At 60.5% G+C, this 21,463-nt stretch carries 19 protein-coding genes and 1 pseudogene; 6 read left to right on the top strand and 14 right to left on the bottom strand.

The genetic code is table 11. From position 1 onward, the window contains the following. Positions 1 to 224 precede the first annotated feature (224 nt). Positions 225 to 1,478, top strand: coding sequence for a serine hydroxymethyltransferase (glyA, locus tag FXO12_RS23140; protein ID WP_003194304.1), 1,254 nt, complete (start codon positions 225 to 227; stop codon positions 1,476 to 1,478). A gap of 189 nt (positions 1,479 to 1,667) precedes the next feature. On the opposite strand, the gene yjiA is transcribed toward glyA, so the two are convergent. From yjiA to FXO12_RS23125, 3 genes are all read right to left on the bottom strand, one after another. After that, entirely contained in the window at positions 1,668 to 2,624 is a 957-nt protein-coding gene (gene yjiA / locus FXO12_RS23135) for a GTPase (RefSeq protein WP_014720013.1), read from the bottom strand. 184 nt (positions 2,625 to 2,808) lie between these two features. Then, positions 2,809 to 3,006: a YbdD/YjiX family protein gene (locus FXO12_RS23130; protein ID WP_054918032.1), complete on the bottom strand. Its 198-nt coding sequence runs from the start codon at positions 3,004 to 3,006 to the stop codon at positions 2,809 to 2,811. 14 nt (positions 3,007 to 3,020) lie between these two features. Then, positions 3,021 to 5,087, bottom strand: a complete 2,067-nt coding sequence (locus tag FXO12_RS23125) for a carbon starvation CstA family protein (RefSeq protein ID WP_054896154.1) — start codon at positions 5,085 to 5,087, stop codon at positions 3,021 to 3,023. 174 nt (positions 5,088 to 5,261) lie between these two features. On the opposite strand from FXO12_RS23125, the gene FXO12_RS23120 reads away from it, so the two are divergent. After that, entirely contained in the window at positions 5,262 to 5,630 is a 369-nt protein-coding gene (locus FXO12_RS23120; RefSeq protein WP_054896155.1) for a PilZ domain-containing protein, read from the top strand. A gap of 129 nt (positions 5,631 to 5,759) precedes the next feature. Here FXO12_RS23120 and radA read toward each other — a convergent pair whose 3' ends face one another. Genes radA through katB form a run of 3 tightly spaced genes read right to left on the bottom strand, consistent with a single transcriptional unit; the run spans position 5,760 to position 9,301 of the window. Continuing rightward, positions 5,760 to 7,127 carry a DNA repair protein RadA gene (gene radA / locus FXO12_RS23115; RefSeq protein ID WP_003194313.1) on the bottom strand — a complete coding sequence of 456 codons (1,368 nt, stop codon included), beginning with the start codon at positions 7,125 to 7,127 and terminating at the stop codon, positions 5,760 to 5,762. A gap of 35 nt (positions 7,128 to 7,162) precedes the next feature. Further along, positions 7,163 to 7,702 carry an ankyrin repeat domain-containing protein gene (locus tag FXO12_RS23110; RefSeq protein WP_054896156.1) on the bottom strand — a complete coding sequence of 180 codons (540 nt, stop codon included), beginning with the start codon at positions 7,700 to 7,702 and terminating at the stop codon, positions 7,163 to 7,165. Between the two features lie 57 nt (positions 7,703 to 7,759). After that, positions 7,760 to 9,301 carry a catalase KatB gene (katB, locus tag FXO12_RS23105; RefSeq protein WP_057975521.1) on the bottom strand — a complete coding sequence of 514 codons (1,542 nt, stop codon included), beginning with the start codon at positions 9,299 to 9,301 and terminating at the stop codon, positions 7,760 to 7,762. 287 nt (positions 9,302 to 9,588) lie between these two features. Between katB and mscL the strand changes: the two genes are divergently transcribed. Further along, positions 9,589 to 10,005 carry a large-conductance mechanosensitive channel protein MscL gene (gene mscL, locus FXO12_RS23100; protein ID WP_014720019.1) on the top strand — a complete coding sequence of 139 codons (417 nt, stop codon included), beginning with the start codon at positions 9,589 to 9,591 and terminating at the stop codon, positions 10,003 to 10,005. Positions 10,006 to 10,046: 41 nt separating this feature from the next. Here mscL and FXO12_RS23095 read toward each other — a convergent pair whose 3' ends face one another. After that, the gene (locus FXO12_RS23095; RefSeq protein ID WP_019818025.1) at positions 10,047 to 10,823 is read right to left on the bottom strand and encodes a ferredoxin--NADP reductase; all 777 of its coding nucleotides are present in this window, start codon (positions 10,821 to 10,823) and stop codon (positions 10,047 to 10,049) included. Positions 10,824 to 11,268: 445 nt separating this feature from the next. On the opposite strand from FXO12_RS23095, the gene FXO12_RS23090 reads away from it, so the two are divergent. Next, a complete protein-coding gene (locus FXO12_RS23090; RefSeq protein WP_034126948.1) occupies positions 11,269 to 11,979 on the top strand; it encodes a LuxR family transcriptional regulator in 711 nt (236 codons plus the stop codon). A gap of 140 nt (positions 11,980 to 12,119) precedes the next feature. Next, positions 12,120 to 13,244, top strand: a complete 1,125-nt coding sequence (locus tag FXO12_RS23085; RefSeq protein WP_057975522.1) for a class I SAM-dependent methyltransferase — start codon at positions 12,120 to 12,122, stop codon at positions 13,242 to 13,244. Between the two features lie 12 nt (positions 13,245 to 13,256). Here FXO12_RS23085 and FXO12_RS29150 read toward each other — a convergent pair. The 4 genes and pseudogenes from FXO12_RS29150 to FXO12_RS23070 form a co-directional block, all read right to left on the bottom strand. Next, positions 13,257 to 13,346, bottom strand: a pseudogene (locus tag FXO12_RS29150) (outer membrane lipoprotein carrier protein LolA); the annotation flags it as partial. A 16-nt stretch (positions 13,347 to 13,362) separates the two neighbouring features. Next, positions 13,363 to 13,527, bottom strand: a complete 165-nt coding sequence (locus tag FXO12_RS23080; RefSeq protein WP_003194328.1) for a DUF2474 domain-containing protein — start codon at positions 13,525 to 13,527, stop codon at positions 13,363 to 13,365. Between the two features lie 12 nt (positions 13,528 to 13,539). Beyond that, the gene (gene cydB, locus FXO12_RS23075) at positions 13,540 to 14,547 is read right to left on the bottom strand and encodes a cytochrome d ubiquinol oxidase subunit II (protein WP_034126946.1); all 1,008 of its coding nucleotides are present in this window, start codon (positions 14,545 to 14,547) and stop codon (positions 13,540 to 13,542) included. A 1-nt stretch (position 14,548) separates the two neighbouring features. Further along, a complete protein-coding gene (locus FXO12_RS23070) occupies positions 14,549 to 15,988 on the bottom strand; it encodes a cytochrome ubiquinol oxidase subunit I (protein ID WP_014720025.1) in 1,440 nt (479 codons plus the stop codon). A 316-nt stretch (positions 15,989 to 16,304) separates the two neighbouring features. Here FXO12_RS23070 and FXO12_RS23065 point away from each other — a divergent pair, with 316 nt between their 5' ends. Continuing rightward, complete coding sequence (locus FXO12_RS23065) at positions 16,305 to 17,543, top strand: MFS transporter (RefSeq protein ID WP_057975523.1); 1,239 nt, start codon at positions 16,305 to 16,307, stop codon at positions 17,541 to 17,543. 136 nt (positions 17,544 to 17,679) lie between these two features. On the opposite strand, the gene FXO12_RS23060 is transcribed toward FXO12_RS23065, so the two are convergent. The 3 genes from FXO12_RS23060 to FXO12_RS23050 are packed head-to-tail and all read right to left on the bottom strand — an operon-like array spanning position 17,680 to position 21,370. After that, positions 17,680 to 19,863 carry a xanthine dehydrogenase family protein molybdopterin-binding subunit gene (locus FXO12_RS23060; RefSeq protein WP_057975524.1) on the bottom strand — a complete coding sequence of 728 codons (2,184 nt, stop codon included), beginning with the start codon at positions 19,861 to 19,863 and terminating at the stop codon, positions 17,680 to 17,682. Beyond that, on the bottom strand, positions 19,860 to 20,849 hold the full coding sequence (locus FXO12_RS23055; RefSeq protein ID WP_020301733.1) for a xanthine dehydrogenase family protein subunit M: 990 nt from the start codon (positions 20,847 to 20,849) through the stop codon (positions 19,860 to 19,862). The genes FXO12_RS23060 and FXO12_RS23055 overlap by 4 nt, the downstream gene beginning before the upstream one ends. Continuing rightward, a complete protein-coding gene (locus FXO12_RS23050) occupies positions 20,846 to 21,370 on the bottom strand; it encodes a (2Fe-2S)-binding protein (protein ID WP_054896161.1) in 525 nt (174 codons plus the stop codon). The genes FXO12_RS23055 and FXO12_RS23050 overlap by 4 nt, the downstream gene beginning before the upstream one ends. Positions 21,371 to 21,463 lie beyond the last annotated feature (93 nt).

Below are 21,463 nucleotides of genomic sequence, written 5' to 3'. Positions count from 1 at the left end.
CCTGATCGTTCCCACGCTCCGCGTGGGAACGCAATTCTGGACGCTCTGCGTCCGCTTTTAAATGTGACGCAGAGCGTCACGGGATGCATTCCCACGCAGAGCGTGGGAACGATCATCCCCAGATGAACCCCACTTGTCCGCGACATGATGTCCTTTCATATGCCATCTAAAACCCATTGAGTTAGAATGCCCTCCTTTTCTGCCCCCGATCCTTGAGGACCGCCATGTTCAGCCGTGATTTGACTATTGCCAAGTACGACGCCGATCTCTTCGCCGCCATGGAGCAAGAAGCCGTGCGCCAGGAAGAGCACATTGAGCTGATCGCTTCGGAAAACTACACCAGCCCTGCGGTGATGGAGGCTCAAGGTTCGGTTCTGACCAACAAGTACGCCGAAGGCTACCCAGGCAAGCGCTACTACGGTGGTTGCGAGTACGTCGACGTGGTTGAGCAGTTGGCCATCGATCGTGCAAAAGAGCTGTTCGGCGCCGATTACGCCAACGTCCAGCCACACGCCGGTTCCCAAGCCAACAGCGCCGTGTACCTGGCCCTGCTGCAAGGCGGCGACACCATCCTGGGCATGAGCCTGGCCCACGGCGGTCACCTGACCCACGGCGCCACGGTTTCGTCCTCCGGCAAGCTGTACAACGCCGTTCAGTACGGTATCGATGCCAACGGCCTGATCGACTACGATGAAGTCGAGCGCCTGGCCGTCGAGCACAAGCCAAAAATGATCGTGGCCGGTTTCTCTGCCTACTCGCAGATCCTGGACTTCCCACGCTTCCGTGAAATCGCCGACAAGGTCGGTGCCTATCTGTTCGTCGACATGGCCCACGTGGCCGGTCTGGTAGCTGCGGGCGTTTACCCCAACCCAGTGCCTTACGCTGACGTGGTCACCACCACTACCCACAAGACCCTGCGCGGTCCACGTGGCGGCCTGATCCTGGCACGCGCCAACGCCGAGATCGAGAAGAAGCTCAACTCCGCCGTTTTCCCGGGCGCCCAAGGCGGCCCGCTGGAGCACGTGATCGCGGCCAAGGCGATCTGCTTCAAGGAAGCACTGCAGCCTGAGTTCAAGACCTACCAGCAACAAGTGGTCAAGAACGCCAAGACCATGGCCAGCGTGTTCATCGAGCGCGGTTTTGACGTGGTGTCCGGCGGTACTGAAAACCACCTGTTCCTGCTGTCGCTGATCAAGCAGGACATTTCCGGTAAAGATGCTGACGCTGCCCTGGGCAAAGCCTTCATCACCGTGAACAAGAACTCCGTGCCGAACGACCCACGTTCGCCGTTCGTCACCTCCGGCCTGCGCTTCGGCACCCCGGCTGTGACCACCCGTGGCTTCAAGGAAGCCGAGTGCAAGGAACTGGCGGGCTGGATCTGCGACATCCTGGCAGACCTGAACAACGAAGCCGTGATCGACGCGGTACGTGAGAAGGTCAAGGCCATCTGCAAGAAGCTGCCGGTATACGGCGCTTGATGGCAGTTGCGTGAATAAGAAGCCCGGCTCATGAGCCGGGCTTTTTTATGCCGATTTCAATTTGAAACAGGGTCAACTGTGGGAGCTGGCTTGCCTGCGATGGCGGTTTTGCAGTCAGCCCATCAGTGATTGACCCGCCGCTATCGCAGGCAAGCCAGCTCCCACATTGGAGTGCATTTCAAGTCGGGTTTATTGGTAGACCCGCTCAAAGCCTTGGCGGATCTTGTCTTCGGGCAGCTCATCGGCAATAAACACGATCACACTCTCCCGCGCCTCGCCCTCGGCCCATTCGGTATCCCAGTCGAAGCCATACAGCTTCAGCACGCCCTGGAACACCATGCGTCGGTCTTCTCCGGCAATGTTCAATACGCCCTTGTAACGCAGCAGTTGCTTGCCATGGTCCTCCAGCAGTTCGTTCATGAACTCGCTGAGACGGTCGATATCCAGCGGCTGGTCGGTGCGCAGCACCAGGCTGGAAATACGGTCGACCGAAGGCGCTGCACTCACCGGGCGCAGGCTCATGCCGGCATTGAGGTTGAAGCCGCGCACATCCAGCAATTCGGCCAGGTCAATCTTGCCGTGATCCACCACACGAATTGGCGCACGACGGTTGATGCGGGTGAGGCGCTGGCTGAGGGCGTCGAAGCTGGCGTCGTCTACCAGGTCGCGCTTGCTCACCAACAGGCGGTCGGCAAAGCCGATCTGGGCCTGGGCGATGGTCTGGGTCAGATGATGCTCGGCGTGGGCCGCATCCACCAGGGTGATGATGCCGTCGAGGATATAGCGTTCGCGCAGCTCTTCGTCGATGAAGAAGGTCTGGGCCACCGGCGCAGGGTCGGCCAGGCCGGTGCATTCGATCACCAGCCTGTCGAAGGCGATCTCGCCGCTGTCCAGGCGTTCCAGCAACAGGTACAGGGCTTTGGTCAGGTCGGTGTGGATGGTGCAGCACACGCAGCCGTTGGACAGGGTCATCACTTGCACTGGCTCGTCGCCCAGCAATTGGGTGTCGATACCGGCGTCACTGAATTCGTTTTCGATCACAGCGATTTTCAAGCCGTGCTCGGCTTTGAGCAGGTGGCGCAGCAAGGTGGTCTTGCCGGCACCGAGGAAGCCGCTGAGGATGGTGACGGGGATGGGAGAGGACAAAGAGATTCTCCTTGAAGAAACACAGAAACAAATGTGGGAGCAAAGGCCTCTGTGGGAGCTGGCTTGCCTGCGATGCAGACAACTCGGTGCTTGCGTCAGACCGAGGTGATGCTATCGCAGGCAAGCCAGCTCCCACAGAAAACCCTGCTCCCACAGGGGTATCGCATTGGCCCGCGTTACCGGGTTAGCAGCACTTGGGCCCACCCTTGCCGCCGTAACGGGCTTCCTGGCGCTCCCGGAAGAACGCCTTGTAGTCCATCACCGGCTTGTCCGGGTGTTTGGTTTGCATATGCTCGACGTAGGTGTCGTAGTCGGGCATGCCGACCATCAGGCGGGCGGCCTGACCGAGGTATTTACCGAGGCGACTGAGGTCATTGAACATGTCTGCAATCCTCGTTATGCGTCCGGTACAGCCTGGAACGGGGCTTCTTTATCCGTACGCTCTTTGTTGCCCCAGGCGGCGACGCCGACTTTGAGCGCATAGAACAGGATGCTGAACACCACGAACAGGAACAGCGCCGTCAGCGTTGCGTTGGTGTAGGCGTTCCAGATCACGTGCTGCATCTGGTCGATGCTCTTGGCCGGCGCCAGGATCTGGCCGTTAGCCAGGGCATCGCTGTATTTCTTGGCCAGCGACAGGAAGCCGATCGCCGGGTTGGCGTCGAACAGCTTGATGAAGCCAGCGGTGGTGGTGCAGATCAGCAGCCAGACAGCCGGCAACATGGTCACCCAGATGTAGCGCTGACGCTTCATTTTGATCAGCACAACGGTCGCCAGCATCAGCGCGATACCGGCCAGCATCTGGTTGGAGATACCGAACAGCGGCCACAAGGTATTGATGCCACCCAGCGGGTCGATCACGCCCTGGTACAGCAAGTAACCCCACATCGCCACGCAGCCTGCGGTAGCAATCAGGTTGGCAGTCCACGACTCGGTGCGTTTGAGCGCAGGCACGAAGGAACCGAGCAGGTCTTGCAGCATGAAACGACCGGCGCGGGTACCGGCATCCACTGCCGTAAGGATGAACAGCGCTTCGAACAGGATCGCAAAGTGGTACCAGAACGCCATGGTGTTTTCACCTGGCAGCACACTGTGCAGGATCTGCGCGATACCTACCGCCAGGGTCGGCGCACCGCCGGCACGGGCCAGGATGGTGGTTTCGCCGATATCGTGGGCAACGGCCGACAACGCCTCAGGGGTAATTGCAAAGCCCCAGCTGCTGACGGTTTGCGCCACGGTGACCACGTCGGTACCGACAATGGCAGCCGGGCTGTTCATGGCGAAGTACACGCCAGGCTCGATCACCGAAGCGGCAACCATCGCCATGATGGCCACGAACGACTCCATCAGCATGCCGCCGTAACCGATGTAACGGGCGTGGCTTTCACTGGCCAGCAGCTTGGGCGTGGTGCCCGAGGAGATCAGCGCATGGAAGCCCGAGACCGCGCCACAGGCAATGGTGATGAACAGGAACGGGAACAGGCCGCCCTTCCACACCGGGCCGGTGCCGTCGATGAACTGGGTGAGTGCCGGCATTTTCAGGTCAGGCATGGTGACCAGGATGCCAATCGCCAGGGCGATGATGGTGCCGATTTTCAGGAACGTCGACAGGTAGTCGCGGGGCGCCAGGATCAGCCACACCGGCAGCACAGCAGCCACGAAGCCGTAGCCGATCAGCATCCAGGTGATCTGGATACCGGTGAAGGTGAACGCCTTGGCCCACTCTGGATCAGCGGCAATCTGCCCGCCCAGCCAGATCGAACCCAGCAGCAACAGCACGCCGATGATCGAGATTTCCCCGATGCGGCCCGGGCGGATGTAGCGCATATAGATGCCCATGAACATCGCGATCGGGATGGTCGCCATCACCGTGAAGATGCCCCATGGGCTCTCGGCCAGGGCCTTGACCACGATCAGCGCCAGCACCGCGAGGATGATGATCATGATCAGGAAGCAGCCGAACAGCGCGATGGTCCCCGGAATGCGGCCCATCTCTTCGCGAACCATGTCCCCCAGGGAACGGCCGTTGCGACGAGTGGACAGGAACAGGACCATGAAGTCTTGCACCGCACCGGCCAGCACCACCCCGGCAATCAGCCAGAGGGTGCCGGGCAGATAGCCCATTTGCGCCGCCAGCACCGGGCCGACCAACGGGCCTGCACCGGCAATCGCCGCAAAGTGGTGACCGAAAAGAATGTGTTTGTTGGTTGGTACGTAGTCCAGACCATCGTTGTTGACCACCGCAGGGGTTGCCCGCCGTGGATCGAGTTGCATCACGTTGTTGGCGATGAACAGACTGTAGTAACGGTACGCAACCAGGTAGATGGCCACAGCAGCGACCACAATCCACAAGGCGTTGATCGCCTCGCCGCGGCGCAAGGCCACTACGCCCAGGGCGCACGCTCCTACAATTGCCAGCACCAGCCAGGGTAAGTGGCGTAGCAGGCTATTATTATTTTTCATTTTTATATTCCAGCCAGGGTGGACAGAAAGGACAGCCAGCCCGAGTTTAGCGCTACTGGCCTCAAAGACCAGCCCCCTACGTTGGTCTAGAGCCTTCAACCGCTAAAAAAAGCCGAAATAAACGCCCCTTGATGGCCCCGGGCTACACTCCTCCCATTCACAGAGGGCATTACCATGACCGAGCATGCGTCCGAACGTCGCCGTTTTCGCCGGATCGCCTTTGATGCCACGGCCGAACTTCGGCAAAGCGGCAGCGAATGGCCGGTAAAACTGGTGGATTTATCACTCAAGGGATTGCTGGTGGAACGGCCTGACAACTGGAAGGGAAATAAAGCGCTGCCCTTTGACGTCGACATACGCCTGGACCAGAAGACGCATATAAAGATGCAAGCGCGGCTGACCCATGAAGAGCAGGGTCAATTGGGCTTAGTGTGCAAACACATTGATCTGGATTCGATCAGCCATTTGCGTAGGTTCGTTGAGTTGAACCTGGGTGATGAGCAAGAACTGGAGCGCGAGCTGGGCGCCCTGCTGGAGATCTGAAAACGCACATCAATCAAAATGTGGGAGCTGGCTTGCCTGCGATAGCGGCGGGTCAGCTTACCCATTCTTGCCTGATACACCGCCATCGCAGGCAAGCCAGCTCCCACAGGGGTTCAGCGGTGCTGCGGATTATTCGAACAGGGCATCCAACGCCTGCTCCAGCCGCGTCACAGCAATAATCTGCAACCCCGGCGGCGCCTCCTTCGGCGCATTGCCCTTGGGCACAATCGCCCGTTTGAAGCCATGCTTGGCCGCTTCCTTCAAGCGCTCCTGCCCACTCGGCACCGGGCGCACTTCGCCCGACAGACCCACCTCGCCAAACACCAACAAGTCATGGGGCAACGGCCGATTACGCAGGCTGGACATCACCGCCGCCATCAACGCCAGGTCGGACGCAGTCTCCAGCACCTTGACCCCGCCCACCACGTTAAGGAACACATCCTGATCGTGAGTCGGAATGCCACCATGCCGGTGCAGCACCGCCAGCAACATCGCCAGGCGGTTCTGGTCCAGGCCCAGTGTGACCCGCCGTGGGTTTGCCAAATGGCTGTCATCCACCAGCGCCTGGACTTCCACCAGCATCGGCCGGGTGCCTTCCCACGTGGCCATCACCACACTGCCTGGGACTTCTTCCTGAGCGCGGGTGAGAAAAATCGCCGAGGGGTTCGAGACTTCTTTCAGCCCCCGATCGGTCATAGCGAACACACCCAGTTCGTTGACGGCGCCAAAACGGTTCTTCACCGCCCGCAGCAGGCGCAGGCGACCGTCGGATTCCCCTTCGAAATACAACACGGTGTCGACCATATGTTCCAACACCCGTGGCCCGGCCAGTGCGCCTTCTTTGGTCACGTGGCCGACCAGGAAGATCGCCGTGCCGCTCTGCTTGGCGTAACGCACCAACAGCGCCGCGCTTTCGCGCACCTGAGACACGCCGCCGGGTGCCGATTGCAGTTGTTCGGTGAAAATCGTCTGGATCGAGTCAATGACCATGACTTTAGGCTTTTCGATGCGCGCCGTGGCGATGATGCTTTCGATGCAGGTTTCGGTCATGACCCGCAGTTGGTCCTGGGGCAAGCCCAGGCGCCGGGCGCGCATGGCCACTTGCTGCTGGGACTCTTCGCCGGTGACATACAGCGCAGGCATGCGGCTGGCGATGCTGCACAGGGTTTGCAGCAGGATAGTGGACTTGCCGATGCCAGGGTCGCCGCCGATCAGCACCACCGAGCCGTCCACCAGGCCACCGCCCAATACCCGGTCCAATTCGCCGGAGGCGGTGGAAAAGCGCGGGATCTCTTCGACGCTGACTTCGGCCAGGGTCTTGATCTGCGCCTGTTGCCCGGTCCAGCCGGCACGGCCGGTGGGGGCCGCGGCACCGCCACTCTCGATCATGGTTTCAGTCAGGGTGTTCCACGCGCCGCATTCGGAGCACTGGCCCGCCCATTTGGGAAAGGTCGCGCCGCACTCTGTGCAGCCGTACATGCGCTTGGCCTTTGCCATGTGAGAACCTCCAACCGAAAAACCGCGATGATAGCTCAGCGCGACGCTGGGGTCCGGATTTCGCCCTTTGCTAAACGTGAAGCACTGTTACCCACGGGGTCCTCGGCGTTCAGGTCTGCGCCTTTGGCTTGCAGCGCCCCCAACAATTCGACGCGCTTGAACAACCCGGCGTACATGGCGGCGGTCTGCCCTGCGCCGTTGCGCTGGTCGGGGTTGCAGTCGGTGGCCAACAGGCGCTGGGCGATTTTCAGCTCGCCTTTGAAGATGGCGCCCATCAACGCCGTGTTACCGCGTTTATCCTGGACGCAGGCGTCGGCGCCGGCATCGAGCAGACGCTCCACATACGGGCCCTGGCCGTGATAAGCAGCCAGGATCAACGCGGTGTAGCCCTTGTCATCCTGGGCATTGAGGCCGTAGCCGGACTCTATGAAGGTGTTGAGCATGTCGAGGTCGCCACGACGGGCGGCGTCGAAATAGTAATCCTGCAACTGCGCCTTGAGCGCCACCGGGTCGGGGGACTCGGCATGAGCGGTAAAGGCCAGCATGGCCATCAGTAAGCCGATAGAGATACGCATAGGGTGTTCTCCTGCCAAAGGTCGACGCCCGTGAAGGCGCCGACCGCAACCAACGAATCAGTCAGTCAGTTTTTCCGCCAGCGCCTTTACGCGAGCCAGATCGCCCTTGGCGACCTTGGCCACGCCGGTGCCGTATTCCGGATCCGCCTTGTAGAGGAACGACAGGATGATGTGCTTGCTCTCGTCATCGGTGGTGGCCAATGAGCCGCCAAAGTTGTTGATGAGGTCTTCGCGCTCTTTCTTGGTGTAGGAGCGGTACAGGTCACCGGCCTGCTTGAAGTTCTGCTCACGTTGAATCTTGGCCTGCTGGGTGCTGCCCGACAGCGGCGACTGGCTGTAGCGTGCGGTTTGCGGCTCTTCCCGCGGCAACAGGCGACTTGGCTGGTAGTTGACGCCGGTGGTGGTCTTGCCGACGTTCATCGCGCCGTCCTGGTTGCCGTTGTTGACGGTGACCCGTGGAGCGTTGATCGGCAACTGCAGGGCGTTCGCGCCCAGGCGGTACATTTGCGTATCGGCGTAGGAGAACACGCGCCCCTGCAGCAAGCGGTCTTCCGACGGCTCGATACCCGGTACCAGGTTGGCCGGGGCCATCGCGACTTGCTCGGTTTCCTGGAACACATTGGCCGGGTTGCGGTTCAGCACCATTTGCCCGACTTTGCGCTCGGGCACATTCGGCCAGATCTTGGTGGCATCCAGTGGGTCGAAATCAAACTTGGCCAGGTCTTCAGGCTTGAGCACCTGCACATACAGGTCCCACTTAGGGAAGTCGCCTTTGTTGATGTGCGTGACCAGATCATTGGTCATATGGCTGTAGTCACGCCCCTGCACCTCGGTAACTTGCTTGGGATCAAGGTTCTTGATGCCCTGCTGGCTCTTCCAGTGGAACTTGACGTAGTGCACTTCGCCTTTGGCGTTAATCAACTTGTAGGCATGTACGCCGTTGCCGTCCATTTCGCGGTAACTGGCAGGGGTGCCGGAGTCCGAGTACAACTCGGTCAGTGTACGAGTGGACTCTGGAACATGGGAGAAGAAGTCGAAACGGCGCGAGTCATCGTCCAGGTTAGTGCGTGGGTCCGGTTTAAAGGCATGGACCATGTCCGGGAACTTGATGGCATCCCGAATAAAGAACGTGGGGAAGTTGTTACCGACCAGGTCCCAGTTACCTTCGGCGGTATAGAACTTGGTGGCGAAGCCCCGTGGGTCACGCAGGGTTTCCGGGGAGTGGTTGCCATGCACCACGGCCGAGAAGCGTACGAACACTGGTGTGGTTTCACCGGCGGCGAACACTTTGGCCTTGGTCAGGTCGCTGAGGTTGTCGGTCACTGTGAAGGTGCCATGGGCGCCCGTGCCGCGTGCGTGCACTACGCGCTCTGGGATGCGTTCGCGGTCGAAGCGTTGCAGTTTCTGGATCAGTTGCACATCTTGCAGCAGCACCGGGCCATTGGCACCGGCGGTTTGGGAGTTCTGGTTATCACCGACGTTGGCCCCGTTATCGCGGGTCAGGTTGGCGGCTTGTACGGAGAGGGAAAGCAGGCTGGCGGTCACCAGTGCCAGCGCGTGGCGCGCCGACACGGGCCTGCGGCTGATTGGAGTATTCATCGAGGTTTCCTCTGGTTTTTTTAATGCACATTCAGTTGTGCTTGCCAGAGGCTAGTGACCTGCGAGTCAGAAGATAAATAGAAAAACACCACAGGCCCGATTAAGAAAAAAATCTGGTAACCCGCTGAAATAGCGGCTAATTCGCGCGCGACTAGTGGCACTTTGCAAACTATTTGCGATTTGATGTGTCGATAAAAACCGACAGTGTTAACAGTTGTTTCGAGCAAGCGCTGTTCGACTGAATTACACTGACCTCCACCCTCCTCAACTGTAACAAGGAATAACCTATGGGCGTGATCAGTGAGTTCAAGGCCTTCGCGGTCAAAGGTAATGTGGTCGACATGGCCGTCGGTATCATCATCGGTGCTGCCTTCGGCAAGATTGTTTCCTCATTTGTAGGCGACGTGATAATGCCTCCCATCGGCCTGCTGATCGGTGGCGTGGACTTTGCCGATCTGGCCGTCACGCTCAAGGCAGCACAGGGTGATGTACCCGCTGTTGTGCTGGCCTACGGCAAGTTCATCCAGAGCATCATCGACTTTATAATCGTCGCGTTTGCAATCTTCATGGGTGTGAAGGCGATCAACCGTCTGAAGCGCGAAGAAGCCGTGGCCCCAAGCTTGCCGCCGACGCCAAGCAAGGAAGAAGTGCTGCTGGGCGAGATCCGCGATCTGCTCAAGGCACAGAACAACAAGCCGCTTTAACCTGCGGATGCAAAAAAGGCGCCTCGCAAGGCGCCTTTTTTCTACCAATAATTTTCTACCGCCACCTGGCCAGGTCGTCGGCTCAGGCTCAGTTGCATGTCCCGCTGCTTGAGCAACTGGCGCGTGTCATCGACCATCTGCGGGTTGCCGCAAATCAGTACACGCGAATCCTGTGCCGTCAGCTCCACGCCGGCAGCCCGCTCCAATTCGCCATTTTCGATCAAGGCCGTAATACGCCCATTCAACGCGCCCGGATGCTGCTCGCGGGTGACGATGGGAATGTAGGTGAGCTTGTGGGCGTACTCGGCCAGGTACTCGCGCTCACCCAGCGTGTCGATCAGAGACTGGTAGGCCAGTTCCTTGGCTTCCCGGGCGCTGTACACCAGGATGATGCGCTCGAATTTTTCCCACACTTCGAAGTCCTGCAGGATCGACAGGAACGGCGCGACGCCCGTTCCGGTTCCCAGCAACCACAAGTCACGCCCGTCGACAAAGCGGTTGAGGGTCAGAAACCCGGTGGCCTGGCGCTCGACCAGCAAGGTATCGCCCACCTTCAGGCGGCTCAGTTCACTGGTGAACTCACCACCGGGGACCACGATGGAAAAGAAATCCAGATGCTCGTCAAACGGCGAAGACACGATGGAATAGGCACGCCAGACGGTGCTGCCATCCGCCTTGGTAACGCCCAGGCGCACGAACTGGCCGGCGGTAAAACGAAAACCGGCATCGCGGGTGGTGCGCAGGGTGAACAGGCTGGGGGTCAGCGATTGCACATCGAGCAGGGTCTGGCGGGTAAATTTCTCAGCACTGGCCGTCATGGGGGGCTCCGTTTTGCACAGGCCGTTAGTGTCCCTCAAAACAGACCGCGCAAACACTGATGATTGGTACTGGCTTTGCCGTCACTCAAGGTTCACGCGGGTGGCCTGCGCGTTTTTTAACCAGTCCAACAGGTCAGCCATGGCTCCACGCTGGCACTAATTATTTGGCTATTAACGCGCCCTGAATACCTCACTAGATGAAGCGGTACTTAAAGCGACATCACTTTGACACTACCTTCAAGACATTAAAAGTATTGAAAAAAGATACCTGCCTAGCGCTCTTATACAAAGCTCCAAGTCTTGTACAAAACCGGCCAACTAGACAAACCCTGCAAGTAAAATATTTTTCAAGCTCAGTTGTAGGACTTACCCTACACTTGTTTTCGAGCTGCAATGGGGGATCAGGACGTACCCAGGTCACATATACACGCATGGAGAGTCACCGATGGTCAATTGGCATAATGCCCGGCTGCCCAAGCTGGACGGCGAGAGTGAAATCACCAGTGTGTTTGAGATGGTGATAAACCACACTTATGAACTAGGTTTCGAATATTGCTCCTTTACCATGAGTTCCCAATCACAAAGCACACAAACAAAACCAATTTTGTTTAATAACTATCCAAATGAATGGCTTAGCATTTATAAACAAGCGCACTTCTTCGATGTAGACCCCGTTGTAACCCACTGTAAGACCTCGGTACTGCCCATTCTCTGGGAACAAAAAACCTTTGCCAACACCCCCAAGCTTTGGGAGTTGGCCCAGTCATGCGGGGTGCATTTAGGCTGGACCCAAGCCGTGCATGACTTCCAGGGTGTATTCAGCATGCTGACCCTGGTTCGCAGCAAGGGCGAGGTCAGCCCTGAAGAGCTTTACGAAAAAGCCGGCCAGGTGTTGTGGCTTTGCCATGCGATGCATGCGGTCGTCGCGCAGAAGTACGCCGACGCCCCCGACATTAAAGCGCCCAGCAAATTGACTGCCCGGGAAACAGAAATCCTCAAGTGGTCCGCGATGGGCAAGACCGCCTCCGAGATTGCCGCGATTCTTTGCCTGTCCGAGCGCACCGTGGGCTTTCATATCAGCAGTACCTTCAAGAAACTGGGCGTGCATAACAAGATCCAGGCGGTGCTGCGCGCCGCTAAAGCCGGGCTGTTTTAGCCCACGTAAAACACCGCATGTCATCGCGTTGAAAAAAACGTAACATTTACGGCCAATTCTGAGTGTTGAGGGTGCGCTTTCCACGGTTGCCCCGCCGTTCACTCAGACGGTCCGTCGATTACCCAGAGCCTCGCCCCGCCATGCCCCTGCTTGACAGCCCTTTCGCCCAGCTCGACCTGATTCGTCAGCCAGAGCAACACAATGATCCGCTGCAAGCCTTCGATGCCGCCGACGAATACCTGCTCAGCCACCTCGCCGCGCAACAGCCCACTGCCGCCACCCGCGTGCTGGTGCTCAATGACAGCTTCGGCGCCCTGGCAGCCAGCCTTCAAGGCCAGGTGCAAGTGACCTCCAGCGGTGACTCGTTCCTCGCCGCTCAGGGCCTGGAGAAAAACCTGGTGCGCAACGGCAAGCCCTTTGATGCCGTGCCCTTCATACCGGCCAGCCAGCTCGCGACCGGGCCGTTCGATCGCGTGTTGATCCGCGTGCCGAAAACCCTGGCGTTGCTGGAAGAACAACTGATCCGCCTGCAAGGGCAACTGGCGCCCGGCGCCGAGGTGATCGCAGGTGCAATGATCAAGCATTTGCCACGGGCTGCGGGCGAATTGCTGGAGCGTTACATCGGGCCCATGCACGCCTCATTGGCGGTCAAAAAGGCGCGGTTGCTGATTGCCAGCGTCGAGCCGCGCCCTGCCGCGGTCTCGCCCTACCCGACCCGCTATACCCTGGATGCGCCGGTCATCGAGTTGTGTAACCACGCCAACGTCTTTTGCCGCGAAGGCCTGGACATCGGCACCCGTGCCTTCCTGCCGCACCTGCCAAAAAACCTGGGCAGTGCACGCGTGGCGGACCTGGGCTGCGGCAACGGCGTACTGGCGATTGCCAGCGCCCTGCAGAACCCCGACGCGCACTACACCTTGGTGGATGAGTCGTATATGGCAGTGCAATCGGCCGCCGAAAACTGGCAAGCCGCCTTGGGAGAGCGGGACGTCAGCGTACGTGCCGACGATGGCCTGGCCGGCCAGGAGGCGCAATCGCTGGAAGTGGTGCTGTGCAACCCACCGTTCCACCAACAACAAGTGGTGGGCGACTTCCTCGCCTGGCGCATGTTCCAGCAGGCACGCGAAGCGCTGGTGGTCGGTGGCGCCTTGTACATCGTCGGGAATCGTCACCTGGGCTACCACAGCAAGCTGGCGCGGTTGTTCCGTGGTGTCGAGCAAGTAGCGGCCACGCCCAAGTTCGTCATCCTCAAGGCGCGTAAATAAAAAAGCCCTGCTTATTGTAGGAGCGAGCTTGCTCGCGAAAAACCTGAGAACACCGCGGGGCGTCAGGCACCCCGCGTTATCGTTGACGTTTTTCGCGAGCAAGCTCGCTCCTACAGTGTCAATGCGTGCTCAGGCCTGCCGCATTCATGAACATGCGCATCAGGCTGGCCACCACGAACAGGGCCAGCACGCTGCCGGTCCAGATCATCGCCAGCCACCCCAGGCGCCGCCACAACGGCTGCTTCTCGGCCTGTTCAATCTCATGCAACGAAGGTTTTGACATGGTTCAACCCTCCTAGTGATAGCCGTCTTCGTGGGTGACCTTGCCGCGGAACACGTAGTAGCTCCAGAAGGTGTAGCCCAGGATAAACGGGATGATGAACAGCGTACCCACCAGCATGAAGCCCTGGCTTTGCGGCGGCGCGGCGGCATCCCAGATCGACACGGACGGCGGGATGATGTTCGGCCACAGGCTGATCCCCAGCCCGCTGTAGCCGAGGAAAATCAGCACCAGCGTCAACAGGAACGGCGTGTAGTGCGCATTACGTGCCACGGCGCGGATCAGCCCGTACATGGTGACCAGCACCAGGATCGGCACCGGCAGGAACCAGAACAGGTTCGGCAAGGTGAACCAGCGCGAGGCGATTTCCGGGTGGGTCAGCGGCGTCCAGATGCTGACGATGCCGATCACCGCCAACACCACAAACGCCAAAGGCCGCGCCAAGTTGTGCATCTGCTCCTGCAACTTGCCTTCGGTCTTCATGATCAGCCAGGTGCAGCCGAGCAAGGCATACGCCACGATCAGCGCCACGCCGCAGAACATCGTGAAGGGTGTGAGCCAGTCCAGTGAGCCGCCGGCGAACTGGCGATCCACCACCGGAATACCGTCGATAAAGGCGCCCAACGCCACCCCCTGGAAGAAGGTCGCCGCCAGCGAGCCGCCAATAAACGCCTTGTCCCACAGGTGACGCTTGTGGTCCTTGGCCTTGAAGCGGAACTCAAAGGCCACGCCGCGGAAGATCAGGCCGATCAGCATCAGGATCAGCGGCAGGTACAGCGCCGACAACACCACCGAATAGGCCAGCGGGAACGCGCCGAACAATGCCGCGCCCCCGAGTACCAGCCAGGTTTCGTTGCCGTCCCATACGGGCGCCACGGTGTTCATCATCACGTCACGGTCGACTTTGCCCGGAACAAACGGGAAAAGAATGCCAATCCCCAGGTCGAAGCCGTCCATGACCACGTACATCATGATGCCGAAGATGATGATCACGGCCCAGATCAGCGGAAGATCAATACCCATCTCAATTCCCCTTGTGCTGGATGTGGTCGTGGTCGTTATCACTGCCATCGTCGGCAGCAGACAACGGACGCGCGGGGGTGCGTTTCTGGCCGGGGCCACCATGGGCGGGCTCGGTACTGTCGTGGGTCACGGGGCCTTTGCGCACCAGGCGCATCATGTAGCCCAGGCCCGCGCCGAACAGCGCGAAGTACACCACCACGAACAACACCAGGGTAATGGTCATCTGCGTCAGGCTATGCCCGGAGGAGGCATCCGCCGTGCGCATCAACCCGTAGACCACCCAGGGCTGGCGACCGATTTCGGTGGTGAACCAACCGGCAAGAATCGCAATCAGCCCAGACGGGCCCATCCACAGCGCCAGGTACAGGAACGGTTTGGACGTGTACATCTTGTCGCCCCGGCGCAGCCACAGGCTGAACAGACCGGTGAAGATCATCAGGAACCCCAGGCCGACCATGACCCGGAACGACCAGAACACAACGGTGGAGTTGGGGCGGTCTTCAGGTGGGAACTCCTTGAGCGCCGGCACCTGCTTGTCCAGGGAGTGGGTCAGGATCAGGCTGCCCAGATACGGAATCTCGACTGCGTATTTGGTTTTCTCGGCTTTCATGTCCGGCCAGCCAAACAGGATCAACGGCGTTGGCTCGTTGCCGATATTTTCCCAGTGGCCTTCAATCGCGGCGATCTTGGCCGGCTGATGCTTGAGGGTATTGAGGCCGTGGAAGTCGCCGATCACCGCCTGGATGGGCGCAACAATCAAGGCCATCCACATCGCCATCGAGAGCATTTTTCGGATCGCCGGGTTGTCCTTGCCGCGCAGCAAATGCCAGGCCGCCGACGAGCCGACGAAGAACGCCGTGGCAACGAAAGCAGCCGTGGCCATGTGCATCAGGCGGTAGGGGAACGACGGGTTGAAGATCACCGCCAGCCAGTCGGTCGGTATTACGCGGCCATCGATGATTTCAAAGCCCTGGGGCGTCTGCATCCAGCTGTTAGAGGCAAGAATCCAGAACGTGGAGATCAACGTACCCACGGCCACCATCACCGTGGCGAAGAAGTGCAGCTTGCGCCCCACCTTGTTCCAGCCGAACAACATCACGCCCAGGAAACCGGCCTCGAGGAAGAAGGCCGTGAGCACTTCGTACGTCAGCAACGGCCCGGTGACGGCACCGGCGAAGTCCGAGAAGCGGCTCCAGTTGGTACCGAACTGGTACGCCATGACCAGGCCCGATACCACACCCATGCCGAAGTTGACGGCAAAGATCTTCGACCAGAAGTGGTAGAGGTCACGGTAGGTGTCGTTGTGGGTCTTGAGCCACAAGCCCTCCAGCACCGCAAGGTAACTGGCCAGGCCGATGGTGATCGCCGGGAACAGGATGTGGAATGAGATGGTGAACGCGAATTGAATTCGGGCGAGATCTAGCGCCTCCAAACCGAACATAAGTCTTCCTCTGTCAGGTAATACCGGCTGCTGGCTGGGAGCCTGCACCCACTGCCCCCACGGATATGGAGTGTGGCGAATTTCAATTCGTTTCTTTTATTACCCATCGCGTGGGGAATCTGGCCTTGCGGCCGCCAGAACAATCCCGGGGCAGGTTTTGATCTGGATCAAGCATCGTTGAAAGAGTAGTCCCATTTTTGCTGTAGGACTGTGTGGTCTTTTGCCGCGTGACAGCTTGCCTCAGCCCTGTTCTTGCAACTATTTGTTACAGCTTGATGCTAATCTCGCCATTCTCCCGTTGCCGACCTGATTGCCGATGCCCAGTGAACCTGCGTTGCTGTTACGTCACCACCGCCCTTTCATCGCGTTCTGGCTGGCGCGGATCTTTACCGCCAGCGGCTTCCAGATGCTCACCGTGGCGATCGGCTGGAACCTGTACCAGCTGACCGGCAACGTCTTGGACCTGGGCCTGGTCGGCCTGGTGGAATTCGTGCCGCGCGTGCTGTTCATGCTGCACACCGGGCACGTGGCGGATCGCTATGAACGCCGCCGGGTCGCTGCCATCTGCCAGACCTTGCAGGCGCTGATCGCCTTGTCCCTGGCCATCGGCGGCCTGACCGGCAACGTGACTCGCGAGATGATCTTCATCCTCGCCTTCCTGCTCGGCGCTGCGCGCTCATTTGAAATGCCCACCACCCAGGCACTGTTGCCGAGCATCGTGCCCAGCGCGCTGTTCCCCCGGGCCGTGGCGGCATCGCAATCGGCCCAGCAACTGGCGACCATCGTCGCACCGGCCGTGGGCGGTTTGCTTTACGCGTTTGGCAGCGTGTGGGTGTACGGCCCCACCGTGGCGCTGTACCTGATCGCCTGCGTGCTGACACTTAACCTGCCCGCACGCCAGACTCCGCTGAACAAAGCCAAGGCCACCCTGGACTCGCTGCTGGCCGGCATACGCTTTATCCGCAGCCGCCCGGACATTCTTGGCGCCATCTCCCTGGACCTGTTTGCCGTGCTGCTGGGCGGCGCCACCGCGCTGTTACCGGTGTTCGCCAAGGACATCCTGCTGACCGGTGCCTGGGGCCTGGGCCTGCTGCGGTCGGCCCCGGCCGTGGGCGCATTGCTGATGTCACTGTGGCTGGCGCGGTTCTCAGTAGACCGCAAGGTGGGCCGCGTGATGTTCACCGCCGTCGGCGTGTTCGGGGTGGCAACCATCGCCTTCGGCCTGTCGACTTCGTTCTGGTTTTCACTGGCGGTGCTGGTGGTACTGGGCGCGGCAGACATGATCAGCATGGTGATCCGTGCATCGTTCGTGCAGTTGGAAACGCCAGATGAAATGCGCGGGCGAGTGAGTGCGGTCAATGGCCTGTTTATCGGTGCGTCCAATCAATTGGGCGAATTCGAATCCGGGATTACCGCCCACTGGTTTGGCACCGTGCCTGCGGTGGTGATGGGCGGGGTTGGCACCCTGGTGGTGACCGGGGTGTGGATCAAGCTGTTCCCGACCCTGGCCAACCGGGATCGCATGCATGTGCCGGTGGAAGAAACCAAGCCATAGGCTTCACCGCCATACCCTGTGGGAGCCGGGCTTGCCCGCGATAGCGGTGTATCAGGCAACTTTCTGGTGGCTGATACACCGCTATCGCAGGCAAGCCAGCTCCCACACTGGAACTTCATTGGTCTGACGGTTTGGGCTATAGCACCTTATCCAAGGTAATCGGAAACTCCCGAACCCGCTTGCCGGTGGCATGGTAAACCGCATTCGCCACCGCCGCCGCTACCCCGACAATGCCGATTTCCCCCACGCCCTTGGACCCGAGCGCATTGACGATCTCGTCGTGCTCTTCGACAAACAGCACGTCAATCTCGCCAATATCGGCGTTCACCGGGATGTGGTACTCGGCCAGGCTGTGGTTCATGTAACGCCCCAGCTCATGGTCGACCTGGGTCTCTTCATGCAGGGCCATGCCAATGCCCCACACCACGCCGCCAAGGATCTGGCTGCGGGCCATCTTGGGGTTGACCACGCGCCCCGCGGCAATGGCGCTGACCACACGGCTGACCCTGATGGTGCCCAGGTCTTCATCAACCCGCACCTCGACAAACACCGCCGAATGGGTCGCGCAGGCATAGCCCTGGCGCTTCTTGTCCGGCTCGCTGTCAACCTGTGCTTGCAGCACCTCCTCACCGCTGTCCTTGACCAGTTGCGCCAACGAAACACTCACATCACCGGCATGCAGTTGGCCCTCGTCAAACCGCACGGCTTCGGCGTCCTTGAACACCGGGTAGGTCTGCCGGGCGACCTGCAACAACTTGGCATTCAGCGCTTCACAGGCTTGCTGCACCGCCGTACCCACCGAGGACACGGTAAACGAGCCGCCCTGCAACGGCGCCGTGGGCAACGACGAATCGCCCAGCACAAAACGCACGTCGGCCATCGCCACGCCGCTGGCCTGGGAGGCGATCTGGGTCATCACCGTGTAGGTGCCAGTGCCAATGTCGGTGGTGGCGCTGCTGACGGTGAGCTTGCCCTCGGCGTCGAGGCGCGCCTTGGCGCTGGCTTTCATCTGCATGGCCTCCCACACGCCGCCGGCCATGCCCCAGCCGATCAGTTGGCGGCCGTCACGCATGCTGCGCGGTTCCGGGTTGCGTTGGTGCCAGCCGAAGCGTTCGGCGCCTTCGCTGTAGCACTCGCGCAGGGCCTTGCTCGACCAGGGTTTGTCTTCGTTCTGGTTACGTTCGGCGTAGTTGATCAGGCGCAATTGCACCGGGTCGATGGCCAGGGCACACGCCAGTTCGTCCATGGCGCACTCCAGGCCGAGCACGCCTAGTGCGGCGCCGGGGGCACGCATGTCCAGCGGGGTAAACACATCCAACGGCGCCAACTTGTAGGTCAGTTGCACGTTGTCGCAGTGATAGAGCATGCCGCTCCACTCCACCACGTGCTCGCTGAAATCCTCAAAGCGCGACGTCTGGCCAATCGCGGTATGCCCCAACGCCAGCAAGCGCCCATTGGCGGCGGCGCCCATCTGCAAACGCTGCAAGGTGCGCGGGCGATAGCCGAAGGTGAACATCTGTTGGCGCGTCAGGGTGACGCGCACCGAGCGTTTGAGCGCCATGGCCGCCATCACCGCGAGCGGCAATTGGTATTGCGGGCGCAGGCCCGAACCGAAGGCACCGCCGACGAAAGCGGCGAAGATGCGCACCTGGCGCTTGTCCAGGCCGAAGACTTTTTGCACATAGGCCTGGCAGTTCTGCGGGCCCTGGGTCTTGTCGTGGATATGCAGAGTGCCATCGGACTGATACAGCACGGTGCTAGCGTGGGGTTCCATCGGGTTGTGATGCTCGATGGGCGTGCTGTAGTGCAGGTCCAGACTGATTGCGGCACCGGCCCATTCAGCTTCGAAGTTGCCTCGCGGTTCGGGCGGGGTCTGGGGCGACGGGTGCGCCGCCGCTTGCTGGGTGAGCAGGTCGGTTTCGAAGGTTTCGGGCGCGTAGTCGATCTGCACCAGCGAGCCAGCGTGCCGCGCCAGTTCGAGGTTATCGGCAATCACCAGGGCCAGGGGCTGGCCGCTGTAGAGCACGCGGTCGTTATACAACGGGCGAAAAGGCGAGCCATCGGCCGCATCGGCATCGGCGAACGCCTCGTCATAGCTGGCGATTTTCGGCCGGTTGAGGTGATGGATCACGTCCACTACACCGGGCAAGGCCAACGCCTTGGACGCATCGATGCGCACCACCCGGCCTTTGGCGATAGTGCTCGACACCACGCTGCCATGCAGCAGGCCGTCCTCGGGAAATTCACCGGCATAGCGCGCTTGGCCGGTGACCTTGAGCAGACCGTCGACGCGGTCCAGGGGTTTGCCGATGGCGCTCATGGCTGTTCTCCTGCGACGGCGGCGTCGCTCAGGGCACGAATGATTGCTCGCCGCGCCAGCTTGACCTTGAAGCCGTTGTGTTCCAACGGTTCGGCGTCTTGCAGCAGGGCGTCGGCGGCGGCGCTGAAGGTTTCGCGGCTGACCGTGCGGCCAATCAGCAAGGCTTCCACTGCGCGGTCACGCCAAGGTTTATGCGCCACACCGCCCAAGGCCAGGCGGGCGTCGATGATTTCATCGCCGTCCAGTTCCAAGGCGGCGGCCACCGAAACCAAGGCAAAGGCATAGGAGGCACGGTCACGGATCTTCAGGTAATGGCTGTGGCGGGCCAGGTGATCGGCGGGCAGCTCAATGGCCGTGATCAGCTCATCGTCGGCCAATTGGTTGTCACGTTGCGGCGCATCGCCTGGCAAGCGATGGAAGTCGGCGAACTCGATCACCCGCGCACCGCCACGTCCCTCTACATGCACCCGCGCCGCAAGCGCCGCCAGGGCCACGCACATGTCCGATGGATGGGTGGCCACGCACTGTTCACTGGCGCCGAGGATCGCATGGATACGGTTCAAACCGTTGCGCGCCGGGCAGCCGCTGCCGGGCTGGCGCTTGTTGCACGGTACCGCGGCGTCGTAGAAGTAATAGCAACGGGTGCGCTGCAACAGGTTGCCGCCGGTACTGGCCATGTTGCGTAACTGCGGGGACGCCCCGGCGAGGATGGCCTGGGACAGCAACGGGTAACGCTGCTCAATGAGTGGGTGCCAGGCCAGGTCGGCGTTACTCACCAGCGCACCGATACGCAGGCCACCCTCGGCGGTCTCTTGAATGTCGTGCAGCGGCAAGCCGGTGATGTCGATCAGGTGCTCGGGATGGCTGATGTTTTCCTTCATCAGGTCCAGCAGGTTGGTGCCACCGGCGATAAAGCGCGAGGCGGCGCTGCTCATCTGAACGGCCTGCTGCACATCGGTCGGCCTGCTGTAGTGGAAGGGATTCATGACTCACCTCCCTGGCGACGGCAGGCCGGCAGCGCGTCTTCGATGGCATCGCGGATGTTGTTGTAGGCGCCGCAGCGGCACAGGTTGCCGCTCATCAATTCCTGGATCTGCGCACGGTCGTGGGCGCGGCCTTCATTGGCCAGGCCCACGGCAGAACAGATCTGCCCGGGGGTGCAATAGCCGCACTGGAAAGCGTCGTGCTGAATAAAGGCCTGTTGCATGGGGTGCAGTTGGTCGCCGTCGGCCAGGCCTTCGACGGTGGTCAATTCGGCGCCGTCGCACATCACGGCCAGGGTCAGGCAGGCATTCACGCGTTTGCCGTCACGCAACACGGTGCAGGCGCCGCACTGGCCGTGGTCGCAGCCTTTTTTGCTGCCCACCAGGTCCAATTGTTCACGCAGCAAGTCCAGCAAGGTGGTCCAGGGCAACACGTTCAGTTGGCGATCCTGGCCGTTGAGTGTCAGGCGTATCGGGTGGGCGACGAACGGCTGGGCCGCCGCGCCATTGGGGGTCGCGCTCATAAACACCTCACGGGTTGGTGTACGTCCGCGGCGTTCATAAAAATCGCCGTCTTAGGGGTACGACTTCCCGGGGTTTTGAGCGTTCAAGATGAT

The organism is Pseudomonas sp. J380 (assembly GCF_009827115.1).
GTDB lineage: Bacteria > Pseudomonadota > Gammaproteobacteria > Pseudomonadales > Pseudomonadaceae > Aquipseudomonas > Aquipseudomonas paracarnis.
This window is presented reverse-complemented; position numbering and strand designations above follow the sequence as displayed.